Origin of the sequence: Paenibacillus sp. FSL R5-0636 (assembly GCF_037974255.1) — a bacterium.
GTDB lineage: Bacteria > Bacillota > Bacilli > Paenibacillales > Paenibacillaceae > Paenibacillus_AQ > Paenibacillus_AQ odorifer.
In genome coordinates, this window is sequence record NZ_CP150232.1 from 961,001 (window position 1) to 985,884 (window position 24,884).

The 24,884-nt window shown below is 47.1% G+C and carries 15 protein-coding genes, 15 tRNA genes and 3 rRNA genes; 26 read left to right on the forward strand and 7 right to left on the reverse strand.

Annotation, left to right across the window (positions count from 1 at the left end; all coding sequences use genetic code 11):
- Positions 1–433: 433 nt before the first annotated feature.
- From MKX34_RS04105 to MKX34_RS04190, 18 genes are all read left to right on the forward strand, one after another.
- Positions 434–1,991 (forward strand): 16S ribosomal RNA (locus MKX34_RS04105).
- A gap of 231 nt (positions 1,992–2,222) precedes the next feature.
- Positions 2,223–5,149, forward strand: a 23S ribosomal RNA gene (locus MKX34_RS04110).
- Between the two features lie 74 nt (positions 5,150–5,223).
- Positions 5,224–5,340, forward strand: a 5S ribosomal RNA gene (gene rrf, locus MKX34_RS04115).
- The 16S, 23S and 5S rRNA genes sit together here with 15 tRNA genes alongside, the layout of an rRNA operon.
- 57 nt (positions 5,341–5,397) lie before the next feature.
- Positions 5,398–5,474: transfer RNA gene (locus tag MKX34_RS04120), tRNA-Ile, on the forward strand.
- Between the two features lie 3 nt (positions 5,475–5,477).
- Positions 5,478–5,553, forward strand: a tRNA-Asn gene (locus MKX34_RS04125).
- Between the two features lie 5 nt (positions 5,554–5,558).
- A tRNA-Ser gene (locus MKX34_RS04130) sits at positions 5,559–5,651 on the forward strand.
- Between the two features lie 16 nt (positions 5,652–5,667).
- Positions 5,668–5,739 (forward strand) — tRNA-Glu (locus MKX34_RS04135).
- Positions 5,740–5,745: 6 nt separating this feature from the next.
- A tRNA-Val gene (locus MKX34_RS04140) sits at positions 5,746–5,821 on the forward strand.
- 15 nt (positions 5,822–5,836) lie between these two features.
- Positions 5,837–5,913: transfer RNA gene (locus tag MKX34_RS04145), tRNA-Met, on the forward strand.
- A 71-nt stretch (positions 5,914–5,984) separates the two neighbouring features.
- A tRNA-Met gene (locus MKX34_RS04150) sits at positions 5,985–6,061 on the forward strand.
- A gap of 25 nt (positions 6,062–6,086) precedes the next feature.
- A tRNA-Asp gene (locus MKX34_RS04155) sits at positions 6,087–6,164 on the forward strand.
- 16 nt (positions 6,165–6,180) lie between these two features.
- Positions 6,181–6,255, forward strand: a tRNA-Gln gene (locus tag MKX34_RS04160).
- Between the two features lie 7 nt (positions 6,256–6,262).
- A tRNA-Lys gene (locus MKX34_RS04165) sits at positions 6,263–6,338 on the forward strand.
- 15 nt (positions 6,339–6,353) lie between these two features.
- Positions 6,354–6,438, forward strand: a tRNA-Leu gene (locus tag MKX34_RS04170).
- A gap of 7 nt (positions 6,439–6,445) precedes the next feature.
- Positions 6,446–6,520, forward strand: a tRNA-Gly gene (locus MKX34_RS04175).
- Between the two features lie 10 nt (positions 6,521–6,530).
- Positions 6,531–6,607: transfer RNA gene (locus MKX34_RS04180), tRNA-Arg, on the forward strand.
- Between the two features lie 31 nt (positions 6,608–6,638).
- Positions 6,639–6,712 (forward strand) — tRNA-Pro (locus tag MKX34_RS04185).
- A 12-nt stretch (positions 6,713–6,724) separates the two neighbouring features.
- Positions 6,725–6,795 (forward strand) — tRNA-Gly (locus MKX34_RS04190).
- A gap of 139 nt (positions 6,796–6,934) precedes the next feature.
- Here the strand turns inward: MKX34_RS04190 and MKX34_RS04195 are convergent.
- Complete coding sequence (locus MKX34_RS04195) at positions 6,935–7,390, reverse strand: GreA/GreB family elongation factor (protein WP_036686880.1); 456 nt, start codon at positions 7,388–7,390, stop codon at positions 6,935–6,937.
- A 396-nt stretch (positions 7,391–7,786) separates the two neighbouring features.
- Here MKX34_RS04195 and MKX34_RS04200 point away from each other — a divergent pair, with 396 nt between their 5' ends.
- Positions 7,787–7,981 (forward strand): sporulation protein Cse60, encoded by a 195-nt coding sequence (locus MKX34_RS04200; RefSeq protein WP_036686883.1) that lies wholly within the window; start codon positions 7,787–7,789, stop codon positions 7,979–7,981.
- A gap of 151 nt (positions 7,982–8,132) precedes the next feature.
- On the opposite strand, the gene katA is transcribed toward MKX34_RS04200, so the two are convergent.
- Together katA and glgP are read right to left on the reverse strand one after the other, a co-directional pair.
- Positions 8,133–9,590 carry a catalase KatA gene (gene katA, locus MKX34_RS04205; protein ID WP_036686886.1) on the reverse strand — a complete coding sequence of 486 codons (1,458 nt, stop codon included), beginning with the start codon at positions 9,588–9,590 and terminating at the stop codon, positions 8,133–8,135.
- Positions 9,591–9,852: 262 nt separating this feature from the next.
- On the reverse strand, positions 9,853–11,469 hold the full coding sequence (gene glgP, locus MKX34_RS04210; protein WP_036686887.1) for an alpha-glucan family phosphorylase: 1,617 nt from the start codon (positions 11,467–11,469) through the stop codon (positions 9,853–9,855).
- 255 nt (positions 11,470–11,724) lie between these two features.
- Here glgP and rbsK point away from each other — a divergent pair, with 255 nt between their 5' ends.
- Complete coding sequence (gene rbsK / locus MKX34_RS04215; RefSeq protein ID WP_218642108.1) at positions 11,725–12,654, forward strand: ribokinase; 930 nt, start codon at positions 11,725–11,727, stop codon at positions 12,652–12,654.
- Positions 12,655–12,715: 61 nt separating this feature from the next.
- Complete coding sequence (gene aroD / locus MKX34_RS04220; protein ID WP_076296116.1) at positions 12,716–13,480, forward strand: type I 3-dehydroquinate dehydratase; 765 nt, start codon at positions 12,716–12,718, stop codon at positions 13,478–13,480.
- A gap of 83 nt (positions 13,481–13,563) precedes the next feature.
- Here the strand turns inward: aroD and MKX34_RS04225 are convergent, their stop codons facing one another.
- From MKX34_RS04225 to bglX, 4 genes are all read right to left on the reverse strand, one after another.
- A complete protein-coding gene (locus tag MKX34_RS04225) occupies positions 13,564–14,316 on the reverse strand; it encodes a MerR family transcriptional regulator (RefSeq protein ID WP_256717588.1) in 753 nt (250 codons plus the stop codon).
- A 176-nt stretch (positions 14,317–14,492) separates the two neighbouring features.
- Positions 14,493–15,245, reverse strand: coding sequence for a 3'-5' exonuclease (locus MKX34_RS04230; RefSeq protein ID WP_076296118.1), 753 nt, complete (start codon positions 15,243–15,245; stop codon positions 14,493–14,495).
- Between the two features lie 186 nt (positions 15,246–15,431).
- Positions 15,432–16,400, reverse strand: coding sequence for a metallophosphoesterase family protein (locus MKX34_RS04235; RefSeq protein ID WP_076296119.1), 969 nt, complete (start codon positions 16,398–16,400; stop codon positions 15,432–15,434).
- Between the two features lie 116 nt (positions 16,401–16,516).
- Complete coding sequence (bglX, locus tag MKX34_RS04240) at positions 16,517–18,676, reverse strand: beta-glucosidase BglX (RefSeq protein ID WP_076296120.1); 2,160 nt, start codon at positions 18,674–18,676, stop codon at positions 16,517–16,519.
- A 644-nt stretch (positions 18,677–19,320) separates the two neighbouring features.
- On the opposite strand from bglX, the gene MKX34_RS04245 reads away from it, so the two are divergent.
- The 5 genes from MKX34_RS04245 (at position 19,321) to MKX34_RS04265 (ending at position 24,863) form a co-directional block, all read left to right on the forward strand.
- Positions 19,321–20,265 (forward strand): ABC transporter permease subunit, encoded by a 945-nt coding sequence (locus MKX34_RS04245; RefSeq protein ID WP_305953532.1) that lies wholly within the window; start codon positions 19,321–19,323, stop codon positions 20,263–20,265.
- Positions 20,266–20,293: 28 nt separating this feature from the next.
- Entirely contained in the window at positions 20,294–21,190 is an 897-nt protein-coding gene (locus MKX34_RS04250; protein ID WP_036686906.1) for a carbohydrate ABC transporter permease, read from the forward strand.
- A gap of 80 nt (positions 21,191–21,270) precedes the next feature.
- Entirely contained in the window at positions 21,271–22,848 is a 1,578-nt protein-coding gene (locus tag MKX34_RS04255; RefSeq protein ID WP_076105428.1) for a DUF3502 domain-containing protein, read from the forward strand.
- Positions 22,849–22,916: 68 nt separating this feature from the next.
- Complete coding sequence (locus MKX34_RS04260; RefSeq protein WP_036686912.1) at positions 22,917–23,939, forward strand: LacI family DNA-binding transcriptional regulator; 1,023 nt, start codon at positions 22,917–22,919, stop codon at positions 23,937–23,939.
- 36 nt (positions 23,940–23,975) lie between these two features.
- Positions 23,976–24,863: a sugar phosphate isomerase/epimerase family protein gene (locus MKX34_RS04265; RefSeq protein WP_076194375.1), complete on the forward strand. Its 888-nt coding sequence runs from the start codon at positions 23,976–23,978 to the stop codon at positions 24,861–24,863.
- The last annotated feature ends 21 nt before the right edge of the window (positions 24,864–24,884 follow it).

Here is a 24,884-nt window from a genome sequence, read left to right on the forward strand (position 1 = left end):
AAGGTCTTTATATGAATCACCTCTTTGCCAAAAAAATAATGGAGTTGATACCTATGTATGAAGGGGACTTTGATGTTGAATAGATAGACGCGGAAAAGGGGAATGCGGTTGCGATACAATTTCGGAAAAGTATGTGTTTAGTTTTTTTAAAATAAAGCTTGCAATGAATCTCTATACATGATATATTCTAAGTCCGGCCAAGAAATACACATGCCGAGCTCGAAAAAGAAATTGAAAAAAGAGCTTGACATTAAATAGCCGAACATGATATAGTATAAGAGTTGCTGCTGAGACATTAAACGGCGCCAACGAGAACTTGATCTTTGAAAACTGAACAACGAGTGAGTAGGAAATCACGTAAGTGAAATCCAAAATTAGAGAATTAATTTTCTCGTCAGATGTTTCAAAATGAGCATATCGCTCTTTTCAATACTAATTGGAGAGTTTGATCCTGGCTCAGGACGAACGCTGGCGGCGTGCCTAATACATGCAAGTCGAGCGGAGTCATTTTGAAAGCTTGCTTTCAAAATGACTTAGCGGCGGACGGGTGAGTAACACGTAGGCAACCTGCCCTTCAGACTGGGATAACTACCGGAAACGGTAGCTAATACCGGATAATTTCTTTTTTCTCCTGAGAGAAGAATGAAAGACGGAGCAATCTGTCACTGAGGGATGGGCCTGCGGCGCATTAGCTAGTTGGTGGGGTAACGGCCCACCAAGGCGACGATGCGTAGCCGACCTGAGAGGGTGAACGGCCACACTGGGACTGAGACACGGCCCAGACTCCTACGGGAGGCAGCAGTAGGGAATCTTCCGCAATGGGCGAAAGCCTGACGGAGCAACGCCGCGTGAGTGATGAAGGTTTTCGGATCGTAAAGCTCTGTTGCCAGGGAAGAACGTCCGGTAGAGTAACTGCTACCGGAGTGACGGTACCTGAGAAGAAAGCCCCGGCTAACTACGTGCCAGCAGCCGCGGTAATACGTAGGGGGCAAGCGTTGTCCGGAATTATTGGGCGTAAAGCGCGCGCAGGCGGCTATTTAAGTCTGGTGTTTAAACCTTGGGCTCAACCTGAGGTCGCACTGGAAACTGGGTGGCTTGAGTACAGAAGAGGAAAGTGGAATTCCACGTGTAGCGGTGAAATGCGTAGATATGTGGAGGAACACCAGTGGCGAAGGCGACTTTCTGGGCTGTAACTGACGCTGAGGCGCGAAAGCGTGGGGAGCAAACAGGATTAGATACCCTGGTAGTCCACGCCGTAAACGATGAGTGCTAGGTGTTAGGGGTTTCGATACCCTTGGTGCCGAAGTTAACACAGTAAGCACTCCGCCTGGGGAGTACGGTCGCAAGACTGAAACTCAAAGGAATTGACGGGGACCCGCACAAGCAGTGGAGTATGTGGTTTAATTCGAAGCAACGCGAAGAACCTTACCAGGTCTTGACATCCCTCTGAATCTGCTAGAGATAGCAGCGGCCTTCGGGACAGAGGAGACAGGTGGTGCATGGTTGTCGTCAGCTCGTGTCGTGAGATGTTGGGTTAAGTCCCGCAACGAGCGCAACCCTTAACTTTAGTTGCCAGCAGGTAATGCTGGGCACTCTAGAGTGACTGCCGGTGACAAACCGGAGGAAGGTGGGGATGACGTCAAATCATCATGCCCCTTATGACCTGGGCTACACACGTACTACAATGGCCGGTACAACGGGAAGCGAAGCCGCGAGGTGGAGCCAATCCCATCAAAGCCGGTCTCAGTTCGGATTGCAGGCTGCAACTCGCCTGCATGAAGTCGGAATTGCTAGTAATCGCGGATCAGCATGCCGCGGTGAATACGTTCCCGGGTCTTGTACACACCGCCCGTCACACCACGAGAGTTTACAACACCCGAAGTCGGTGGGGTAACCCGCAAGGGAGCCAGCCGCCGAAGGTGGGGTAGATGATTGGGGTGAAGTCGTAACAAGGTAGCCGTATCGGAAGGTGCGGCTGGATCACCTCCTTTCTATGGAGAATCGTCTTCTGCAATGAAGACATTCAAATCGGAAGCTAAGCTTCCAAACTCAGGTTTAGGCCTGTTACTCACTCGTTGCTCAGTTTTGAGAGTTTAAGCTCTCAAGTAAGACTTGATCCTTGAAAACTGGATACCGAAACGAATTTGCGTTTTAGAACATCTTTTAGCAACTTGTGTAAACAAGTAAATGTTATTAGTGAGATTTTTCTTCGGAAGAATCAAGGTTAAGCTAATAAGAGCACACGGAGGATGCCTAGGCGCCAGGAGCCGACGAAGGACGTGGCGAACAACGAAACTGCCTCGGGGAGCTGTAAGCAAGCTTTGATCCGGGGGTGTCCGAATGGGGAAACCCAGCTGTGGTAATTCGCAGTTACTCATTTCTGAATACATAGGAAATGTAGAGGCAGACCAGGGGAACTGAAACATCTAAGTACCCTGAGGAAGAGAAAACAATAGTGATTCCGTCAGTAGCGGCGAGCGAACGCGGAACAGCCTAAACCAAGGGGCTTGCCTCTTGGGGTTGTGGGACGTCTCACATGGAGTTACAAAGGAATATGGTAGGTGAAGAGGTCTGGAAAGGCCCGCGATAGAGGTAAAAGCCCTGTAACCTAAACTGTGTTCTCTCCGAGACGGATCCCGAGTAGTGCGGGGCACGTGAAACCCCGTATGAATCCAGCAGGACCATCTGCTAAGGCTAAATACTACCTGGCGACCGATAGTGAAACAGTACCGTGAGGGAAAGGTGAAAAGCACCCCGGAAGGGGAGTGAAATAGAACCTGAAACCGTGTGCTTACAAAAAGTCAGAGCCCGATCTATGGGTGATGGCGTGCCTTTTGTAGAATGAACCGGCGAGTTACGTTTAACATGCAAGGTTAAGCCGAGAAGGTGGAGCCGCAGCGAAAGCGAGTCTGAATAGGGCGACTTAGTATGTGGACGTAGACCCGAAACCGTGTGATCTACCCCTGTCCAGGGTGAAGGTGCGGTAACACGCACTGGAGGCCCGAACCCACGTACGTTGAAAAGTGCGGGGATGAGGTGGGGGTAGCGGAGAAATTCCAATCGAACTCGGAGATAGCTGGTTCTCCCCGAAATAGCTTTAGGGCTAGCCTCGGTATAAGAGTAGTGGAGGTAGAGCACTGATTGGGTGCGGGGTCCGCAAGGATTACCAAGCTCAGTCAAACTCCGAATGCCATATACTTATTGCCGGGAGTCAGACAGTGAGTGCTAAGATCCATTGTCAAAAGGGAAACAGCCCAGACCATCAGCTAAGGTCCCCAAGTGTGTGTTAAGTGGGAAAGGATGTGGAGTTGCACAGACAACCAGGATGTTGGCTTAGAAGCAGCCACCATTGAAAGAGTGCGTAATAGCTCACTGGTCGAGTGACTCTGCGCCGAAAATGTAACGGGGCTAAACACACCACCGAAGCTATGGCTAGATACGTATGTATCTGGGGTAGGGGAGCGTTGTGTAGGGGTTGAAGGTGTACTGAAAAGAGCGCTGGACACTACACAAGTGAGAATGCCGGTATGAGTAACGAAAAGATCAGTGAGAATCTGATCCGCCGAAAGCCCAAGGTTTCCTGAGGAAGGCTCGTCCGCTCAGGGTAAGTCGGGACCTAAGGCGAGGCCGAAAGGCGTAGTCGAAGGACAACAGTTTGAAATTACTGTACCACCGTAATCCGCTATGAGCGATGGGGTGACGCAGGAGGGTAGTGACGCGGACTGATGGATGTCCGTCTAAGCAGTGAGGCTGATGTGTAGGCAAATCCGCACATCGTTAAGGCTAGGCTGTGATGGGGAGCGAAAATTATAGTAGCGAAGGTCATGATCTCACACTGCCAAGAAAAGCCTCTAGCCAGGAGAAGGTGCCCGTACCGCAAACCGACACAGGTAGGCGAGAAGAGAATTCTAAGGCGCGCGGAAGAACTCTCGTTAAGGAACTCGGCAAAATGACCCCGTAACTTCGGGAGAAGGGGTGCCCCGGTAGTGTGAATAGCACGAGGGGGCCGCAGTGAAAAGGCCCAAGCGACTGTTTAGCAAAAACACAGGTCTGTGCGAAGCCGCAAGGCGAAGTATACGGGCTGACGCCTGCCCGGTGCTGGAAGGTTAAGGGGAGTGGTTAGGGGTAACCCGAAGCTATGAACCGAAGCCCCAGTAAACGGCGGCCGTAACTATAACGGTCCTAAGGTAGCGAAATTCCTTGTCAGGTAAATTCTGACCCGCACGAATGGCGTAACGACTTGGGCGCTGTCTCAACGAGAGATCCGGTGAAATTTTAATACCTGTGAAGATGCAGGTTACCCGCGACAAGACGGAAAGACCCCATGGAGCTTTACTGCAGCTTGATATTGAATTTGGGTACGATCTGTACAGGATAGGTGGGAGCCGTAGAAATCGGAGCGCAAGCTTCGGTGGAGGCGCCGTTGGGATACCACCCTGATCGTATCTAGGTTCTAACCTAGTACCCTTACCGGGTACGGGGACCGTGTCAGGCGGGCAGTTTGACTGGGGCGGTCGCCTCCTAAAGAGTAACGGAGGCGTTCCAAGGTTCCCTCAGAATGGTTGGAAATCATTCGCAGAGTGCAAAGGCATAAGGGAGCTTGACTGCGAGACCTACAAGTCGAGCAGGGACGAAAGTCGGACTTAGTGATCCGGTGGTACCGCATGGAAGGGCCATCGCTCAACGGATAAAAGCTACCCTGGGGATAACAGGCTTATCTCCCCCAAGAGTCCACATCGACGGGGAGGTTTGGCACCTCGATGTCGGCTCATCGCATCCTGGGGCTGAAGTAGGTCCCAAGGGTTGGGCTGTTCGCCCATTAAAGCGGTACGCGAGCTGGGTTCAGAACGTCGTGAGACAGTTCGGTCCCTATCTGTCGTGGGCGCAGGAAATTTGAGAGGAGCTGTCCTTAGTACGAGAGGACCGGGATGGACGTACCGCTGGTGCACCAGTTGTTCCGCCAGGAGCATGGCTGGGTAGCTACGTACGGACGGGATAAGCGCTGAAAGCATCTAAGCGTGAAGCCCCCCTCAAGATGAGATTTCCCAATTAGTAAGACCCCTTGAAGACGACGAGGTAGATAGGTTGGAGGTGGAAGTGCAGCAATGCATGGAGCTGACCAATACTAATCGGTCGAGGGCTTATCCAATATTTAGAATGCAGATTCGTTTCGGATTCAGTTTTCAGACGATTAAGCCTGAGCATTTACGCTGTAAATGCCCGTTTGGTGGCGATAGCGGAGGGGTTCCACACGTACCCATCCCGAACACGACCGTTAAGCCCTCCAGCGCCGATGGTACTTGGACCGAAGGGTCCTGGGAGAGTAGGACGCCGCCAAGCGGACAACCACATTACCCGTGGTATTTTTTTTGCCCTTAATATTAATATGTCTTAGAAGGGCCTTTAGCTCAGCTGGTTAGAGCGCACCCCTGATAAGGGTGAGGTCGGTGGTTCGAGTCCACTAAGGCCCACCATATTCCCTGATAGCTCAGTTGGTAGAGCACTCGACTGTTAATCGAGTTGTCACAGGTTCGAGTCCTGTTCGGGGAGCCATTTATGGAGAGGTGTCCGAGTTTGGCCGAAGGAGCACGATTGGAAATCGTGTAGGCGCCACAAGCGTCTCGAGGGTTCGAATCCCTCTCTCTCCGCCATAAAAATTATTAGCATGGCCCGTTGGTCAAGGGGTTAAGACACCTCCCTTTCACGGAGGTAACATGGGTTCGAATCCCATACGGGTCATATCATGGAGGCTTAGCTCAGCTGGGAGAGCATCTGCCTTACAAGCAGAGGGTCGGGGGTTCGATCCCCTCAGCCTCCACCATATTATTTTCACTGACGCGGGGTGGAGCAGCCCGGTAGCTCGTCGGGCTCATAACCCGAAGGTCGCAGGTTCAAGTCCTGCCCCCGCAACCAATTTACTCTTATACATTATGTTTAGGGATAAGCTGGTATGGTGAAAATGAATAGTATATACTTATTAATGACGCGGGGTGGAGCAGCCCGGTAGCTCGTCGGGCTCATAACCCGAAGGCCGCAGGTTCAAATCCTGCCCCCGCAACCAATTTACACTTATGCATTATGTCTATGGAACCGTGGTGTAGTTGGCCTAACATGCCTGCCTGTCACGCAGGAGATCGCGGGTTCGAATCCCGTCGGTTCCGCCATTTAGTTAATTATTATTGGGGATTAGCCAAGCGGTAAGGCAACGGACTTTGACTCCGTCATGCATAGGTTCAAATCCTATATCCCCAGCCATTTATGAGAGCCATTAGCTCAGTTGGTAGAGCACCTGACTTTTAATCAGGGTGTCGAAGGTTCGAGTCCTTCATGGCTCACCATTTTCTTTAAAGTGTGCGCGTGTGGCGGAATTGGCAGACGCACCAGACTTAGGATCTGGCGTTTCACGACGTGGGGGTTCGAGTCCCTTCACGCGCACCATGTTTTTGCGGACGTGGCTCAGCGGTAGAGCATCGCCTTGCCAAGGCGAGGGTCGCGGGTTCGATTCCCGTCGTCCGCTCCATATAGATTTTGCGCCCTTAGCTCAGCTGGATAGAGCGTTTGACTACGAATCAAAAGGCCGGGAGTTCGAATCTCTCAGGGCGCGCCATTTTATTACTAAGCAGTTATAGTATTGTTAACGGGATGTAGCTCAGCTTGGTAGAGCACCTGGTTTGGGACCAGGGGGTCGCATGTTCAAATCGTGTCATCCCGATTTTATACCTTTGCGGGTGTAGTTCAATGGTAGAACTTCAGCCTTCCAAGCTGATAGCGTGGGTTCGATTCCCATCACCCGCTTATAATGAGAAACACCTGCCGGTATTAGGCGGGTGTTTTTTTGATTGGACATATCTTACGGAGACTTAAATAATAGAAACGCCCCCCTCCTTAATATAGGAAAGGGACGCTGCTGTAGTGGGTTTATAAGGGATCGTCCTTATATAAGAACGCCTACCTCACCATTATTCACGAACTTAATACTTTCGATCTTCACCTCTAGTTGACCTGAAGGAATCGCTAGCTGACAAGTACTGCCGAGCTCAGCCAGCAGCAACTGCATGCCTATAGGTGACAACATAGAAATCTTGTTATCGTTAGGTTCTGCTTGGTTAGGAAATACGATGGTATAGATATCTGTAGTATTATCGTCCAAGTAACGAAGCTGCAACTGGCTTCCGATAAAGACCTGAGAATTTAAATCTTCACCATTAAACTCAGTTAGTAATTGTTCCAGCTCGGAGCAATAACGGGACAACAGCGTTTCAGCATTGCTTCTATCCTTGCTTCGTACCGGAAAGTATTGATTTAGAAATGCGATTTTTTCCTCATCAAAATAAATAAGCTGCTGAAGCAGCTGTGTCCGTGAGCCTTCATAGATAAGACTATGGTTCATAGTAGATTTCACCCCCTCTAAGTAGCACATTCCTTGTAAACTTGTTATGGTGTGTTGCCATCTTAAAATCCCTCCTATACAAATAGAGGTCCCCCAATGGAGACCTTCTGATCAGTATACCAGCTTCTATTTGTAAATCCAATCCATTTTAAAAGGGGAATTAAAACCTTCTAAATATTGTAATGAAAACCTTTGACTATTACATACTTGGGTGCTATGATAGGCTGATGCATAGGCATTTCGTAGAAAACTGCGAAATGCCTATACTATATTTTGAAGATATTTTTACATTAATTGTTACCTGGGGAGTGATACGCCATGTACATTTCGTTGAGTTCACATATAGATTCCAGAACTATAAAATAACTACTTAATTTATTAAAGGAGGAGATCAGGATGATTCAAGTTAAAGAGTTTGTAGATGCTGATAATTCTTATGCAGAGAATAAAGCTAATGAGTTCCTGGCAGGACTACGGGAGGAACAGATTGTGAATATCTGTTACGGTTCGGTAGTTAAATCATCACGTGATGGGGCAGAGCACCAAAGAACCACTATACTGGTCGTGTATAAGACAAATGAAAGGCAATAACTGGAACACGTTTTTTTCATGTCTATCCATTGTCTCTACGCTGTGCGTTGTGATTGTCATCATTTATTATGTTTTCAGCTAATTAGTAAAAAGAGGACCTTTCCCATCTACGGGCAAAGGTCCTCTTTAGTTTATAAGTGCATTTACAGTCTTACATTCCGTCTGGTACGGATAGACCCAAACCGGATGCGATACGCTGTCCCAAGTCTGGATCAGCCTTAAAGAAATGTTCAATCTGGCGACGTTTGATATCGTTACTTTCAACAGGAGTCATAGCGCCAACGATGTTTTGAACTAGACGGGTACGTTCTTCTTCAGACATTAGACGGTACAAGTCACCTGGTTGTGTATAGTGATCGTCACTATTGTAGGCGACACTATCCGCATATCCGGAGACTTCGAACGGCGATGTTTTATGCTGCGGTGATTCTTTTGGTCCCCCTAAGCTGTTAGGCTCGTAATAGGCTCCGGAACCGCCATTGTTGCCCAAGGCCATGCCACCATCACGTTGATAGTTCTTCACTTCTACTTTTGGACGGTTGATAGGCAGGCTGTTGTGGTTAGGGCCAACCCGGTGGCGGTGTGCATCACCATACGCGAACAGACGGCCTTGTAGCAATTTATCCGGCGAAGCTTCAATACCAGGAACGAAAGAGCCGGGAGAGAATGTGACTTGTTCTACTTCAGCGAAGTAGTTCTCCGGATTGCGATCCAATACCATACGGCCAACCTCGATTAACGGATAATCTTTTTGTGACCAGACCTTTGTTACATCAAATGGATCAAAACGGTAAGTCTTCGCATCCTCGATCGGCATAATTTGCACGTAGAGCTTCCAAGCAGGGAAATCTCCTTTATCAATAGCATTGAACAAGTCTTCTGTATGATAATCCGGGTTTTCCCCAGCGATTTTGGAAGCAAGGTCTGCATCTAGATTCTTAATGCCTTGTTCTGTTTTGAAATGGTATTTCACCCAGACTGTATTACCCTCGGCATTTACCCACTTGAAGGTATGGCTACCAAACCCATGCATATGTCTCAGCGTAGCTGGAATTCCGCGATCCGACATCAAAATCGTTACCTGATGCAGAGATTCAGGCGATAAAGACCAGAAGTCCCATACAGCATTCGGGTTCTTCAGATGTGTCTGTGGATCACGTTTCTGTGTATGAATAAAGTCCGGGAATTTAATCGCATCACGAACGAAGAATACAGGCGTATTGTTACCTACGAGATCATAGTTTCCTTCTTCAGTATAGAACTTCACGGCAAAACCACGAGGGTCGCGTACGGTATCAGCAGAACCTAATTCACCAGCTACAGTAGAAAAACGAATGAACAACGGTGTACGTTTGCCTACTTCAGACAAAAAGTTAGCTTTTGTGTATTGGGTCAGATCTTTTGTAACTTCAAAATACCCGTGAGCGCCAGCACCTTTAGCATGAACGACACGTTCAGGAACACGTTCTCTGTTAAAGTGGGCTAATTTCTCAAGCAGATGGACATCTTGCAGCAAAGTGGGACCGCGGTCACCGGCTGTCATTGAATTCTGATTGTCGCCTACTGGAGCACCCCAGCTGGTTGTAAGATTATTATTATTGGAGCTCATTAATAGAATCACCTCATGAGATTTGATTTTAGATTTAGTATAAGTTCTATATTAATGTTTTTTAAAGAAATTGCAACACTTTTTAAATAATTGGCACATTACAATATGTGGGAATCGTCATTACATCGTTGGCACATTCAGATATATATGATAGACAAAGTGATTAATTGCTTAGCAGAATTAAAAAAGAAACAGCGCATCCCTACCATGACTGGAGGGGTGCGCTGCATTTTTTGATATAGAAGATATTCGGTTCTTGTACTTAGGCTTTAATGTACATTCTGTTGTAATATTCATCTAGCATTCTTTTGGTGGCAAACTCCGTACGGGTGGTTTCGATACTCTTTTTCATCATTTGCACCCATTGTTTACGATTCTCGTAAAAGGTTGGGAGCACACGTTTCAATAAGGTGTCGTACAGTGCATCACTATCATGCTTATCCAGCACCTCAAAGTCTGTAGTTTCGAAGCCGTCTCCAATCTGCCAGCCATTCTCACCATCGATGCAGGCTTCCGGCCACCAGCCATCCAGAATAGAACAGTTCAATACACCGTTCATAGCTGCTTTCATCCCGGAGGTGCCGCTGGCTTCCAATGGTCTACGTGGATTGTTGAGCCAAATATCGGCACCGCGCGTCAGCTGGGCGCCAATCGTCATATCGTAATTCTCGAGGAACACCACACTCTTTGGATACTTTTTCATCATCGCTACTAGGTTGCTGACGATTTTTTTACCGTTATCATCGAGTGGGTGCGCTTTGCCGGAGAATACAATTTGTATCTTTCCAGACTCCAGATAAGGTTCGATAATTTCTGGCTGCGAGAAGATCAGGTCGCTTCGTTTATATGGAGCTGCTCTGCGTGAGAAGCCAATGAGTAGATTGTCAGCATTTAAGCTAATGCCGGAACGTTCTTTGATGAACTGGATCAGTTCTCCCTTGATCTCTTTATGCACTGCCCATAAGTCGCCATCTTGTTCGTAGGCTTGCGTCATTCTTTCATCTACCCAGGTAGGAGTATGGATGGCATTAGTAATGCCTATAATTTCTGATCTTCCGGCTACTTCCTTCCACATTTTATTAGCCGTATCGGCGTGTAGCTGGGCAACTGCGTTGGAGATACGTGACAGCCTTAGACCTGCAACCGTCATATTAAATGGCTCGCCGCCGATCCGCTCCATCTGGTCACGGGTTAAGCCGTTGAACGCACTCATATACTCAAGTCGGTCGAGAGGATGGGTTTCGTTGCCTTCTTTGATTGGTGTGTGGGTAGTGAATACTACTTCTTCGCGAGTCGCTTTCCAAGCTTCTTCGAAGGTATGGCCTCCGGACATTTTTTCACGGATTAGCTCGATAGCCGCTAGAGCCGCATGACCCTCATTGAAGTGATAGACATCAATAGGGATTTGCAGCGCACGCATAGCTTTGACTCCACCAATCCCAAGCACGATCTCTTGTGCGATCCGTTCTTCGCCGAACCAACCATACAATTGGCCTGTGATCCAGGCATCATTATTCTCGGGTATATCTGTATCCAGTAAATACAATGTGCTGTTGCCAAAATAATCAGTTTTCCATACTTTGCATACCACATCGGTTTTTCGGACTTTAACAGTTACCTTAACCCCTGTATCTTCAAGAAACTCATAAACATAATTGTGATAGGAGTCGTACGGATTGCCGTTTGCATCAATCTTTTGGTCCGTGTAACCTTGTTTCCACTTCAGCCCAATAGGGATGATAGGGGCGTTGATATCTTTTGCACCCTTAATGTAGTCTCCGGCAAGAATGCCCAGACCTCCGGCATACATTTTGAAATCGGAATGCAGCCCGTACTCCATACTAAAATAAGCGACTGACGGTAATTTTTGTTCGTTCACTTGATAAGCCTCCTAATCACGGATTAGATTAAATTGCAGTGAAGCTGCGGGCATTATCTCAGGTGCAAACGTTTGCTCAAAATAGTGCAGCAATCATTGTGGAAGCGATTGCACCACTATTCTAGCACACTCGATGAATAAAAGCATAACGTCAATTTGGTGAAAACAACCATTTTGAATCCAATTGAGCGGAATTGATTGATAAAGTGGACAGAAGCCCCTAAGATAAAGAGATTGAAGAAATAATTAATGGTGGTGTCTAAGTTGGATATAGTTGTGATTGGAAGCTTGAATATGGACATGGTAGTACGTACAAACCGGTCACCGGATGCTGGAGAAACCCTAATTGGACAAGCCTTTGCTCTATCTCCTGGCGGAAAAGGGGCAAATCAGGCCGTTGCCGCAGCACGTCTGGGTGCAGAGGTTAGTATGATCGGAAGAGTTGGAAAAGATACCTTTGGTAGCGAAATGCTGGAGATTATCAGGAATGAAGGCATTCATATAGAGCATATTTCCGTAAGTGAACATCAGGCAACAGGAGTCGCCTCGATCATTATTGAAGAAGATGGAGAAAATCGGATTATCGTGGTACCTGGAGCGAATATTGAGCTTACGGTAGAGGATATTCAGGCATTGGAGGCTGTGATTAGCCAGACTAAGATCATTGTGCTGCAGCTTGAAATGGATCTGGCGATGAGTGAGCAGGCGATTGCGATTGCCCATCGTAAGGGGATTCCGGTCATCCTTAATCCTGCACCAGCTAGAGTGCTAAAGGATGAGATGCTGGCTCAGGTATCTTACCTGACACCTAATGAGACGGAAGCCGGGATTTTGTCCGGAATGACTGTAGATAGCGCAGAGACTGCTGAGCAGGCAGCCCGTATTTTGCTGCAAAAAGGAGTACAGAACGTAATTGTAACCTTGGGTTCAAAAGGTGCCCTGATTGTGAATGCTGAAGGTGCCAAGGCTGTTCCAGGCTTCCCGGTAAAGGCGGTAGATACAGTTGCTGCCGGTGACTCATTTAATGGCGCATTAGCCCAGCAGCTGGTCTTAGGAAAGACTTTGGAGGAAGCTGTGAGCTTCGCTAATGCTGTAGGTGCATTGGCTGTAGGGAAAGAAGGGGCGATCCCTTCATTGCCGCAGTTGTCCGAGGTAGAGCAGTTTCTAAAACGTAATTCGCTGTAGAATAGACAGTACAGGATACTCAAGATCTATACTAGATAAGATAGGATAAGGAGCTTAAATAATGAGCAGAACAGTAACCGTTAAAAATGTGATCATCGGCGAAGGAATCCCTAAGATATGTGTTCCGCTAATTGGAGCGACCTTGTCTGAGCTGAAGCAGGAAGCGGAAGCGCTGAAAGTACTGCAACCTGATTTGGTGGAGTGGCGGACGGATTTTTTTGCTGAAGTGGAAGACGTTGCAGCTGTAAAGAATGCTCTAAGCGAAATCTGTTCTGTGATTCCAGATCTGCCGCTGATTTTTACTTTTCGGAGTGCAAAAGAAGGCGGAGAGAAGCAAGTCAGCACGGAATATTACACAGCACTGAATAAAGCTGCTGCTGAGAGCGGTCTAGTAGATATAATAGATGTTGAATTATTTAATGATGAGCAGGATGTAAAGCTATTGGTCGAAGCTGCTCATGCTCATAATGTGTCTGTCATTATTTCAAATCATGATTTTCATGGAACACCTCCTAAAGAGGAGATCATCTCGCGGTTATGCAAGGCGCAGGAGCTTGGCGGGGATTTGCCCAAAATTGCAGTTATGCCCCAAGATGCAGGCGATGTGCTAACTTTGCTGGAAGCTACACACATCATGAAGGAAAAATATGCAGACCGTCCGATTATAACGATGTCTATGGCGGGAGCCGGGGTGATCAGCCGTTTAGCTGGTGAAATTTTCGGTTCAGCGCTTACCTTCGGAGCTGCACATAAACCTTCTGCGCCTGGACAGGTAGCTGTCGCTGAGCTAAGGAATACATTGTCGCTGTTGCACCGCAGTCTGTGATTTCTGCTGATTGCTATTGCCGCAAAAAAAGGTGTCCGGATAATCCGGATACCTTTTTCTATTTTAAAGTATTGTTCGTGCGCTTACACATTTTTTCCCGTATATACATGTACGGCATCTCTTAGAAACGCAGCGAGTCCAGGGTGGCGCTTGTCATAGTATTCGGTAAAACGTTCATCATCAACATACAATTGTGCAACACCAGCATGAGCTTCTTTGGAATAGGAATTCCAGTAGAAGGAGAGCCACTCACGGTGTAGGTCAGCACTTTTTTGCGCCAATACACTGGCAGGATCTCCATGCTCCATCGCTTGCAAGAGCGTTTCGAACATCTCTTCCTCAAGCTGTTGTATAGCTGCATATTGTTCTTCTGTCATCCCTTTAAGCTTTTGGTTGGATTGATTAATGGTGTCATCTCCGTATTTCTCCCGTATTTCTTGGCCATATTTCTTTTCGTTATCATCTACCAGCTTTTGCTTAAAGCCTTCGAATTTTTCAGTATCACTCATGGTAATTCTCCCTTCTTTTTGAGCCAGCGTCTTTTCGACGTTAGCGATTAATAGATCTAATTGCTGTCTTTTTTCCAGTAGCTTGTCATGATGCTCCCGCAGCGCTTTGGCTCCGTCGAATGAGGGCTCTGTCATAATAGCCTTGATACGTTCCAGACTTAAGCCAAGCTCCCGATAAAACAAAATTTGCTGTAGTAGATCTACTTCGGTACGGCCATAGATACGATACCCTGAAGAGTTGATTCTCGCCGGCTTAAGAATGCCAAACTCATCGTAGTAGCGCAGGGTCCGTGTGCTGATTCCAGCTAACTCTGCGAGCTTCTGCACTGTGTATTCCGTAGTATCACCTCCTACAATTCAAATGTACACCTTTACGTAACGTGAAGGTCAAATGGTTTTCTTAACATACCCAAAACAGCGGCAGCTACCCTCTGAATGATCATGGGGAAGTCTGCCGCTGCTATGAATAAGTCTATAATGTTGAGCTTTGCTGCTGCCTGAATTTATTTATGGCCCATTTGTGCTGTGAAATAATTGTGCAATTCCTCCAGCTTGCGAGGGTCCGCAAGGGTTGCTTTGTCTGAGAAGTAGTGTTCAACGACAAGGTCCCAGGTAGGTACAATTTTTTGTGAGGTCATTGCCTTAATGGCTACCTTAACTGTTTTGCGTTCTTTGGCATTGGAGAAGGTATCTACGTAATGCTGTGAACGTTCAAAATCCAGATCCTTAAACACGGCGTGGAAGATCTCTGACGTCATCCGTGCATCATCCAGCGCCCGGTGTGCAGATCCAGTAGGCTCAAGCTCAAACAATGCCATCGCGCTTTCCACGCTGACATCATTGCTAAGACCACGCGCACGTAGAACTCCTTTGAGCAAATCGAAATACGTAGCGGACATCCAGTAGGATTCGTCCATCTTGTGCATGCGCACATCCTGAATGATTCGCTTCATATCTTCGCCACCCCAGGTAAGCAGCAGAACTCCATCTGTACTTAGATCAAGCCACTCTCTAAAAGCAGTGATGACTTTGGGGAAGCGGGCGGCAATGTCGATTTCCTCTTGAGGGATACCGGTTTTTTTCTTAATAAAGGAATTCAGGGTGGAGAAATATATAGGTTTGATCAAGGAAGAAAATTCATCCTTATACTGCAGTGAAGAGTCTAACCGGACGGCTCCAATCTCAATGACCTCCATAGGGTGCTCGCTGGCAAACTTACGGCCGTTGAATTCGATGTCCAGAATAATATAATCCACAGGTACTTGCCTCCGTTTCCATGACTGACGCTGTAGTGCTTAATACGTCGACTTCTCTATTTTAACAAAAAAAGTGATGTAATGGGGATTATGGAGACAAGCTAATATTTGCACAAAAAAATGAACCAGCACAACATCTGCGCACTGGTTCATTTAATCAGTATTTAAATTTAATCCTATAAAAGATTAATGTCCTGAATCGGCAGCAGGTTCAGGCATATGAATCGGCTGTTCATTTATAACAGATCCGTCATCAAGACGAAGCCAGGTATTGAAGTCTTGGTTGCCTTTGACCAGTTCTATGACGCGTGCTCCCCGCATAAAGCCTTCTTTTCCATAAGTATTGTAGCCGGTAGCACGGCCATAAGAAAGACGTATGCCATACAGGTTGCCGCTAAAATCGTTGATATGGTCATGTCCACAGAAGGTGCCAAGCACATCACCCATTTCCAACAAAGCCGAGAATAAGCCCGAGTTCACCTCAGGTGAGCATACACGCTCAAACTTATGCCCATGACAGACTTGTGTAGACCAGACATCCCGATATTCGGGAATTGGAATATGGAAGAAAGCCAAGGCAGGCAGCCTGTTCTCAGCAGTCTTCGGATTCAGCCGCGCAGATTCAGCCGTCAGCCAGTTGATCTGATTCCGCCCAACCCAATTGTAGCCCGGGATATCCTCATACTCGGAATAGCCGCCAGAGTCTAGAAAATACAAAATAGCGGCCGCGTGGTCTTCCTGATCTTTAATTTCAAGAGTGTAATTGCCCGAGCCTTCCAGCTCTTCTGGACCGGCTTCGGTCAGGCAGTGGGGATGTTCCAGGGCAATTTGCATCAGTTCACTCTTTGAAATCAGAGTTTCTGTGTCATGGTTGCCAAATACAAAGGTCCAAGGGATGCCGGATCTCTCCACGGCAGCGACAGCCTCACGAAATGCTTGTGCGGGGTGCTCGCATGCCTTGTTTCCCGGTGATACAGGACCAGTGTAAATAAGATCTCCCGTGAAAACCACAAGATCAGGTTGTTCCGCATCCAGAATGCGTTCCATCAGTGCTTCGGTAAGCTGATCCTCAGCTCTTCCATCCATCCAGTGCAGATCGGTAAATTGTACGATTTTAAAAGTGCCATTTTGCTGAAATGATAAACTGTGTCTCATTAGAAGTATCTCCCTCACTATCGAATATTGAATAGCAAGCTGTGGAGGCGCCAACCACTCATTGCGCCAAGAGGGCGTTGAGGGCTGACGTCGTTAGAAGCATAGCTATACGCAGGTCAGCCGATCCAGATCCGCTGAGTGCAATGATCTCCAGAGTTTCTACCGATCATAATATCATATTCCCCAGGCTCGAAGACCAACTGATCATCTTTCCCGTAGAACATTAACATTTCTCTGGTGATTTCGAAGGAAACCACCTGTTTCTCATGCGGTGCGAGTGTAATCTGCTGGAAACCTTTCAGTTCCTTGACCGGGCGCACGACACTTGCGCTGACGTCGTGGATATAGAGCTGAACGGTTTCCTTGCCGGCGATGTCCGAAGTATTCTCTACTTCAATGGAGGCAACCACCCGATCCGCAGCTTCAACATTGAAGCTGTTGTAAGTAAACTTGGAATAGCTCAGGCCATAACCAAAACAGAACAACGGGTCATTCGGGCAGTCCAGATAACGGGTCACGTAACGCACATTAGGATACATAGGATCATAAGGGCGTCCCGTTTGATAAGCATTGTAATAAACAGGAATTTGCCCAACCGAGTAGGGGAAGCTCATCGATAAACGTCCGGAAGGATTATAATCTCCGAACAGCACATCGGCCAGCGAATTTCCTGACTCTGTACCCAGAAACCAAGCCTGCAGCAGAGCGTCGCTGGCATCAAGAACGGGTTTCAGCTCCAGTGGTCTGCCGCTGAATACAATGGTGACGATCTTTTTGCCGGTATCCTTCAGACGCCAGATCAGCTTCTCCTGATTGGCCGATAGGCGGAGATTGGCTTTACTTCCGCCTTCCCCGGTATCCTGCTGATTCTCACCGACAGCAGCGAGAATTACATCACAATCCTGCAGCTGCTGGTAGGCGTCCTCGATTTCATCCTCCACATCAAAAACACCCTCAAGCATGCTTCCCAGCTCACCAGTCATGGCCGTAAGTATATCTTCGGCAGATGTTTTTTGCAAAATGCCGGTGTAGAGTGATACAGCCGGATCTTTTTCTGTCCCGGCCCAACCGCCCAGCACATGAATGGAGGTGGCGAAAGGACCAGCCAGACCAATCTTCATGCCACGTTTAAGGGGCAGAGCTTCATTGTCGTTTTTGAGCAGCACAACTGAGCTAGCTCCAAGCTCCCGTGCGGCCTGCAGATGCTCCGCGCTAGGTTTCGGAGCATCATCCACCAGCGGATCTGCATCCTTGAATGGATTATCGAACAGGCCGAGCGCATCCTTGAGCTCCAGCACCCGGATGACGGCTTCATCGATCAAGGCGATGTCAAGCTTGCCTTCCTCGACCAGAGCAGCGCCGTGGTTTAGATAGTGAGTGGACATCATCTCAATATCCAGCCCAGCAGCCAGACTTTTCTCCGCTGCCTCACGGCCATCTATCGCGGCGCCATGGGGAATCAGCTCATTAACGGAATTGAAATCGGCGATGGTAACGCCGTTGAAGCCCCATTCTTCCCGTAAAATCCCGCGAAGAAGCTCGGAATTACCACTTGCCGGGATACGGTCAATGGTATTAAATGCGGCCATAACCATGGCCACTCCAGCATCTACGGCAGCCTTATAGGCTGGCAGGTAGAACTCACGCAATACGCCGGAAGACATATCCACTGTGTTGTATTCCCGTCCGCCTTCGGGAGCACCGTAACCAGCGAAATGCTTCACACAGGCAGCGATGCGTCCTTTTTCTTTTAGGTCTTTGCCCTGATAACCCCGCACCATACTTTCGGTGACACGGGCATTCAGATAGGGATCCTCACCAGATGTCTCCATGACGCGTCCCCAGCGCGGGTCGCGTACGAGATCCGTCATGGGCGAGAAGGTAACGTGAATACCGGCAGCCGCACTTTCCTTGGCGGCGATTTCGGCAAACCTTTCACAGGCTTCAAGGTCAAAGCTGCTGCCCATGGCCAGCGGAATCGGGAGGATGGTCCGGTAGCCGTGAATGACATCCGCCATGAAGAGCAGAGGAATCTTTTGTCTGCTGGTTTGCAAATGTCGGGTCTGCTGCTCGATTACATTCCGGGCTCCAATACCGTTAAGAACACTTCCGATACTCTCCATTACCTGCGGCTTAATGTTCAGTTCCTTAAATGGTCCGGTTAAATCCACGGTATCGTCCAAACCCCAATAGTGAGGACCTAGCTGGGTTAATTGGGCCAGCTTTTCGTCCAGGGTCATATCGTTCACAAGATCTTGGATAAACGTTTTAGTCATGGTTAACTCCTTCCTCGTGAGCGCATCGAAAGTTAGTTTGTTAAATAGATGTGTAGTTCCCCGCCGGGCAGCGTAAGCATGATTTTTATTTGCAAAGCTTACGTTATATAGGCGATAAGGATGGGAGTGAACCGTTAACTCTCCTGGCACGCAGCTCCGAGATGCGGAATGGGCCTGAGCTATAATCAGGTTCAATTGTTGTGAAAATCATAGCATTTTTCTCTTCGGATACAGGGATGAGGCATGAATTAAATCAGAAGAGGATTGCATCATTAAGATGTTACATATGGAGACTGACATGTCTATGAAAGAAAAGTATAAAAACGTTTCCACAAACGATACACCTCGATATTAGTCTGAACACCAAAAAAAGTCAATCGCCTTTGGAAAAACAGCTAATTTATATTTTTTTACGTGAAAAATGTAACTTTAGTACTTGTAATTCAAAAATAAAATGAATTGACAGCGCATACATTTTGGGAGTATGCTTCTCACACAGAGAGTTTTACAGAAACACTGGAAACGTTTCTACAACGCTCGATACACTTTTTTATGAAGGTTGGGCAAACTGTTTTTATTCTGGCTGCTGGACAAGAAAGGAAGGTAATTTATGCATGTGACTGAATGCATCTTTCAAATTGGAGGTGGGCACTTTGGCGAGACTGAAGCTTGTGGGTGGAAACATTGTTCGGGAAGTCATTAAGAACAAAGTTCTTTTTCTAATGTTGCTGCCTGTAATCGTATATTTCGTTATCTTTCACTATGCTGTAATGCCTGGAGCTTACGTCGCATTTGTAGATTACAAGCTCAATAAGGGGATTTTTGGAAGTAACTTTATCGGCCTTAAGAACTTTGAGTTTCTGGTTCAAAATGGGGATCTATGGAATATTACCAAGAATACGCTGCTCTATAATATCGTCTTTCTAGCTCTAGGTAATATCATTCAAATAGTATTTGCCATTATGTTGTCTGAGATCTCAGGCAAGTGGTTCAAAAAAATATCACAATCCGTTATCCTGTTACCGAATTTCATCTCCATGGTTATCGTCGGTGTGTTTGCCTACAATATATTCAATTTCAATTCCGGGTTTATCAATACGATGTTAACTGGAATGGGGCTAGACCGTTACGAGTTCTATTCCGATCCGGGCATCTGGAAATATATTATTGTGGCTTTCAAGATCTGGGCGGGTACCGGATATGGAATGATTGTTTATCTGGCAACGATCACAGGAATTAATCATGATCTGTACGAGGCTGCTTATATGGATGGAGCGACTACCTGGCAGCGAATCCGTTATATGACCTTGCCGATTCTGAAGCCAACCTTTATTCTGCTTCTACTGTTCGGTATGGGTGGAATTCTCAAGGGATCCTTTGACCTTTTCTATAATCTGATCGGTACGAACTCCGTACTGTATCCGCAGACAGATATCATCGATACCTATGTCTTCCGTTCACTGGTGGGACAATTCAACTTCTCTATGGGTGCCGCAGTGGGCTTCTACCAATCCTTATTCGGCCTGATTCTGGTGCTTGTGGTTAACTTTATTGTACGTAAGGTAGAACCGGACAGCGCTTTGTTCTAAGACTAGACACGAAACAGGGGTGATAAATATGGAAAATACGACCATCAAACAGGATTCCGGAAGCATTCTCATAAAAGCAGTCAGTTATATCTGTATCGCAATCTTTGCGCTATTCTGTTTATTCCCCTTCGCGTTGATGATCTCCTCATCGTTCATGAACGAGCAGGAAATTGTTCGTGAAGGTTATAAGCTGCTGCCGAAGGCATTTTCCTTTAAAGCTTACGAGATGCTATTCAACAACTCTACTCAGCTGGTGAATGCTTATCAGGTAACTATCTTCATTACCGTAGTGGGTACGGTACTCGGACTGTTTATGATGTCGATGGCCGGATTCGTGCTCAACCGTAAGGATTTCAAGTATCGCAACTTCTTTTCCTTCTTGATTTACTTTACAACACTATTCAGTGGCGGCTTGATTCCGACATACATCCTGATGGTGAAGCACCTGCATATGAAGGACAGCTTATTCGCTATGATTCTGCCAGGTGTAGTTGGCGCATGGTCCATCTTCCTGATGCGTAATTTCATGAAGGCGATTCCGGATTCCTTATATGAATCCGCTACCATTGACGGTGCTGGCGACTTTCGCATCTATTGGCGGATATTTATTCCGCTGGCGGTTCCATCATTGGCTACCATCGGGCTTTTCTCAGCACTAGGCTTCTGGAATGAGTGGTATAACGGGATGTTGTATATTGACAGTCCGACGAAATATCCGCTCCAATACTTTTTGCAGCGAATGGTCAATCAGACGAACCTAGGAGCGCTAATCAACTCGGGAGCGGTTATCAATACTGCTGATCTTCCGACGCAATCCATCAAGATGGCTACAGCTGTGCTGGCCACTGGACCGATTATTCTCCTGTATCCATTTGTACAGCGTTATTTCGTAACAGGCCTCACCATCGGGGCTGTAAAGGGTTAATGGACGCAATCTTCTTTTCGAAGAGCGTTTATTATAAATGAAAGTTTCATAAATAGAAGAGAAAAGGGAGGCTTACCTAAATGAAAGGTAAAAAGATCGCGTCTTCTTTAATTGCTGTCCTCATGCTTACTGGAGCACTGACAGCCTGCACATCCAAGAACAACAATGAGCCGAGTAATGATCCGGCAGCCACGAAAGCTCCAGAGGCTTCAGCCAATGCAGGCGGAGTGGATACTTCCAAGGAAGCTAAGCTGGTGTACTACCTGTGGGGCAGCGAAGGAGTTAAAAATAAAGAAATCCTCGCTGAGATTAACAAGAAGCTCAAAGCTGATCTAAACGCTACGATTGAAGTGAAGTATATTGACTGGCCGGATATCGCTACTAAGTACCCGCTGCTTTTTGCTTCAGGCGAAGAATTTGATATGTCGCATGCATCTCCCGGAGCTCCTGTGTCTTATTTCACATTGGCTAGTGAAGGCGCTCTAGTGGACCTTACAGATATGCTGGATAAAGTTGCTCCTAAGCTGAAAGCGGAAATCCCGGAAAGTGTGTGGGAAAATACAAAATACAAAGGCAAAATTTATGGTGTACCAAGTCTTTATAGCGAATACACACCTGCCGGTTATGCCTATCGTTCTGACTTGCTGAAGAAATACGGAATGGACAAAATCACTTCCATTGATGATATGGTTAAATACATGGATAATGTGGTTGCTAATGAGTCCTTCCCGCCAATTAACGGCAAGGCAGAAGATGCAGCCAATATGTTCAGAATGCTCGTAGATACTACAGGGATGTGGCTTAACGCTCCTGGTATATCTTTGAATGAGCTGAATCTTGTGACTAAAAGTCCAGAGGACTACAAGACCGTCTTCCATCCAGCCTTCACTCAGGAATTTGAAGATTGGGCTGTGAAGATGCGTGAATGGGCGGATAAGGGTTACTGGAGTAAAGATGTGCTGTCTGCAACCCTAGGCAGTAAGGATAACTTCAGAGCAGCTAACTCCGCAGGTTATTTGACTCATGCTCAGGACTGGATCGGCCAATACGGTGCGGATTTGAAGGCACAACCGGAATCTGATCCTTACTTCTTTACTTTTGCGGAAGCTAATAAGAAGATCAAACGTAAGATGGGCGTTGACAACTCGACTGTAATCAGCACGAACTCAGCTAATCCAGAGCGCGCTCTGATGGTGATCGAGAAGTTCATGACCGATGAAAGCTACTACAACCTCATCCAAAACGGTATTGAAGGCAAACAATATGTTATGGAAAATGGTGTTAAAAAGCAGCCTGCAGGCTTCAACGATAAAACGGACGGCGGAGGTTTCGCTGCTTGGTCACTTCGTAATGACAAATTCGTAGTTCCTACGGATACAGAAAACCCAATCCGTAACTCCTTATTCGCAGAATGGGATAAAGTGGCTATCGATGATCCTTACAATGGCTTCAGCTTTGATCCAACCAATGTTACAACTGAAATTGCTTCGATTTCCAACGTGAATTCACAGCTCGGTATTCAATTGATGCTTGGTAAAACAAGCAAAGATCCAAAAGCAGCAGTTGCAGAGTACCGCGATCAGCTGAAAAAAGCAGGAGTTGACAAGGTCATTGCCGAAGTAGAGAAGCAATTGGCTGCGTTTGTTCCTGTCAACTAAAGAAAGTTAAGGGGTGTAAGGGAGCTATAATTCGATATAGCTCCTTTACCCATAAATGGGGGAGTAAAGTGGATGTAAATATCAAGGATATCGCGCGGATTTCCGGTGTGGGCATCTCGACGGTCTCCAGGGTAATCAATAACAAGGGACCGGTGAGCAAGTCTACACGTGAGAAAGTGATGAGTGTGGTTAAGGAATACAATTATATTCCCAATTCCAACGCGCGGAATTTGAAAACTACACAATCTAAGAACATTGCACTAATGGTCAAGGGGATTACCAATCCTTTTTTCTCTAATATGATCAGAGAAATTGAACGGCAGGTCAATCTGCGGGGCTACCCGTTTCTTATCCAGCAAGTAGAGGATGGGACCGATGAAATCAATGCTGCAATTCAACTGGTGAAGGAGAAGAATCTGTGCGGGATTATCTTCATGGGTGGAACCTATGATCATTCTGAAGAGAAGTTCAAACAGCTGACGGTTCCGTTTGTGCTGACAACGATCACCTCAACGCAGGAGGTGAACCCGCTTATTTTTTCCAGCGTTATTATCAATGAAACGAAGGAAGCCTATAAGGCTACCAATTATTTGATCTCATTAGGTCATACGAATATCGGCTTTTTAGCCAAGTCTCCATTATTGGATGAAACCACGGGCAACCGGCGGTATTTGGGCTACAAAAAAGCACTCGAAGAGCAGGGTCTGCCCTATGATTCAGGGTTGGTTGAGGATTGTGAATACAGTCCCAGCTCGGGATTTAATGCTGCGCGAAGACTGCTCAACAAGAACAAGGGAATTACAGCTATATTTGCCGCTTCCGACACGATTGCCATTGGTGCTGCCAAAGCGGTGCTTACCGCGGGGTTATCTATCCCTGATGACATTTCGATCATTGGCTTTGACGGGATCGAGATGGCTGAATATTATCATCCTTCTCTTGATACAATCAGCCAGCCGGGTACGGAAATGGCCTTATCCAGTGTAGGTGTTCTGTTCGACCTCATTTCCGGACGTTCAAACCATCAGCATATTGTCTATGATGCGGTATTGCTCAAGCGTGGTTCCTGCAAGATGATTAAACCTCGTTAAGATCACACTATAAACCTTTATTGGAGTGGAACCGAAATGCAAGATACACTGAGAATAGGTACGATTGTACGTGGTGGAGAAGCCGTTAAGGTCATTCCACAAATTGTGGGGCATGGATTTGAATCATTTAATCTGAACTTTTGGCAGACCACCGGCGAAACCGATTTGATAGAAACGGCTGCACGACTGAGGGAGTTAGCTGCTGAACATGATTTTGTCATCTCTTCTGTGGGCATCTATGGCAATCCGCTCGCAGGCAGCGGCGACAATGCCGACACGTTGGCCAGCTGGGAGCGGCTGATTGATCATGCACATTTATTTGGCACAGATATTATAGGCGGCTTCACTGGCCGATTGCCAGGTTTGTCCATTGATGAGTCCATCCCGAAGTTTACAGAGGTGTTCGGAGAACTGGCGAAGAGAGCGGCAGATCGCGGCCTGCGGATTGCTTTTGAGAATTGCGCTATGGGCGGAAACTGGCAGAGCGGAGAGTGGAACATCGCTCACAATCCTTCGGCCTGGGAGAAGATGTTCAATGCTGTTCCGGCAGATAATCTGGGATTGGAATGGGAGCCTTGCCACCAGATGATCGCATTGATTGATCCGCTTCCGCAGCTGCGCAAATGGATGGATAAAGTATTCCATGTGCATGGCAAGGATGCGACCATCGCTTGGGACATCGTCAAGGAATACGGTATTCATGGCCCCAAACCTTATGTATGGGACCGGACCCCTGGCTTCGGGGATACCAATTGGGTAGATGTAATCACCATCCTGCGCCAAGCGGGTTATAAAGGTACGATTGATATCGAAGGCTGGCATGATCCAGTGTATCGTGATGAGCTGGAAATGACCGGCCAGGTGCATGCATTGAATTACTTGAAATATTGCCGTGGTGGCAGCTTTGTGCCTAATCCGGTTTAAATGGTGCCGTATGAAAACAAC

Excerpts from the sequence above, each read along its gene's own strand:
- MKX34_RS04200 (WP_036686883.1), top strand. The coding sequence starts at position 7,787 with ATGATTCAAGTTAAAGAGTTTGTAGATGCTGATAATTCTTATGCAGAG.
- aroD (WP_076296116.1), top strand. The coding sequence starts at position 12,716 with ATGAGCAGAACAGTAACCGTTAAAAATGTGATCATCGGCGAAGGAATC.
- MKX34_RS04265 (WP_076194375.1), top strand. The coding sequence starts at position 23,976 with ATGCAAGATACACTGAGAATAGGTACGATTGTACGTGGTGGAGAAGCC.
- bglX (WP_076296120.1), bottom strand. The coding sequence starts at position 18,676 with ATGACTAAAACGTTTATCCAAGATCTTGTGAACGATATGACCCTGGAC.
- katA (WP_036686886.1), bottom strand. The coding sequence starts at position 9,590 with ATGAGCTCCAATAATAATAATCTTACAACCAGCTGGGGTGCTCCAGTA.
- MKX34_RS04250 (WP_036686906.1), top strand. The coding sequence starts at position 20,294 with ATGGAAAATACGACCATCAAACAGGATTCCGGAAGCATTCTCATAAAA.
- MKX34_RS04255 (WP_076105428.1), top strand. The coding sequence starts at position 21,271 with ATGAAAGGTAAAAAGATCGCGTCTTCTTTAATTGCTGTCCTCATGCTT.
- MKX34_RS04195 (WP_036686880.1), bottom strand. The coding sequence starts at position 7,390 with ATGAACCATAGTCTTATCTATGAAGGCTCACGGACACAGCTGCTTCAG.
- MKX34_RS04235 (WP_076296119.1), bottom strand. The coding sequence starts at position 16,400 with ATGAGACACAGTTTATCATTTCAGCAAAATGGCACTTTTAAAATCGTA.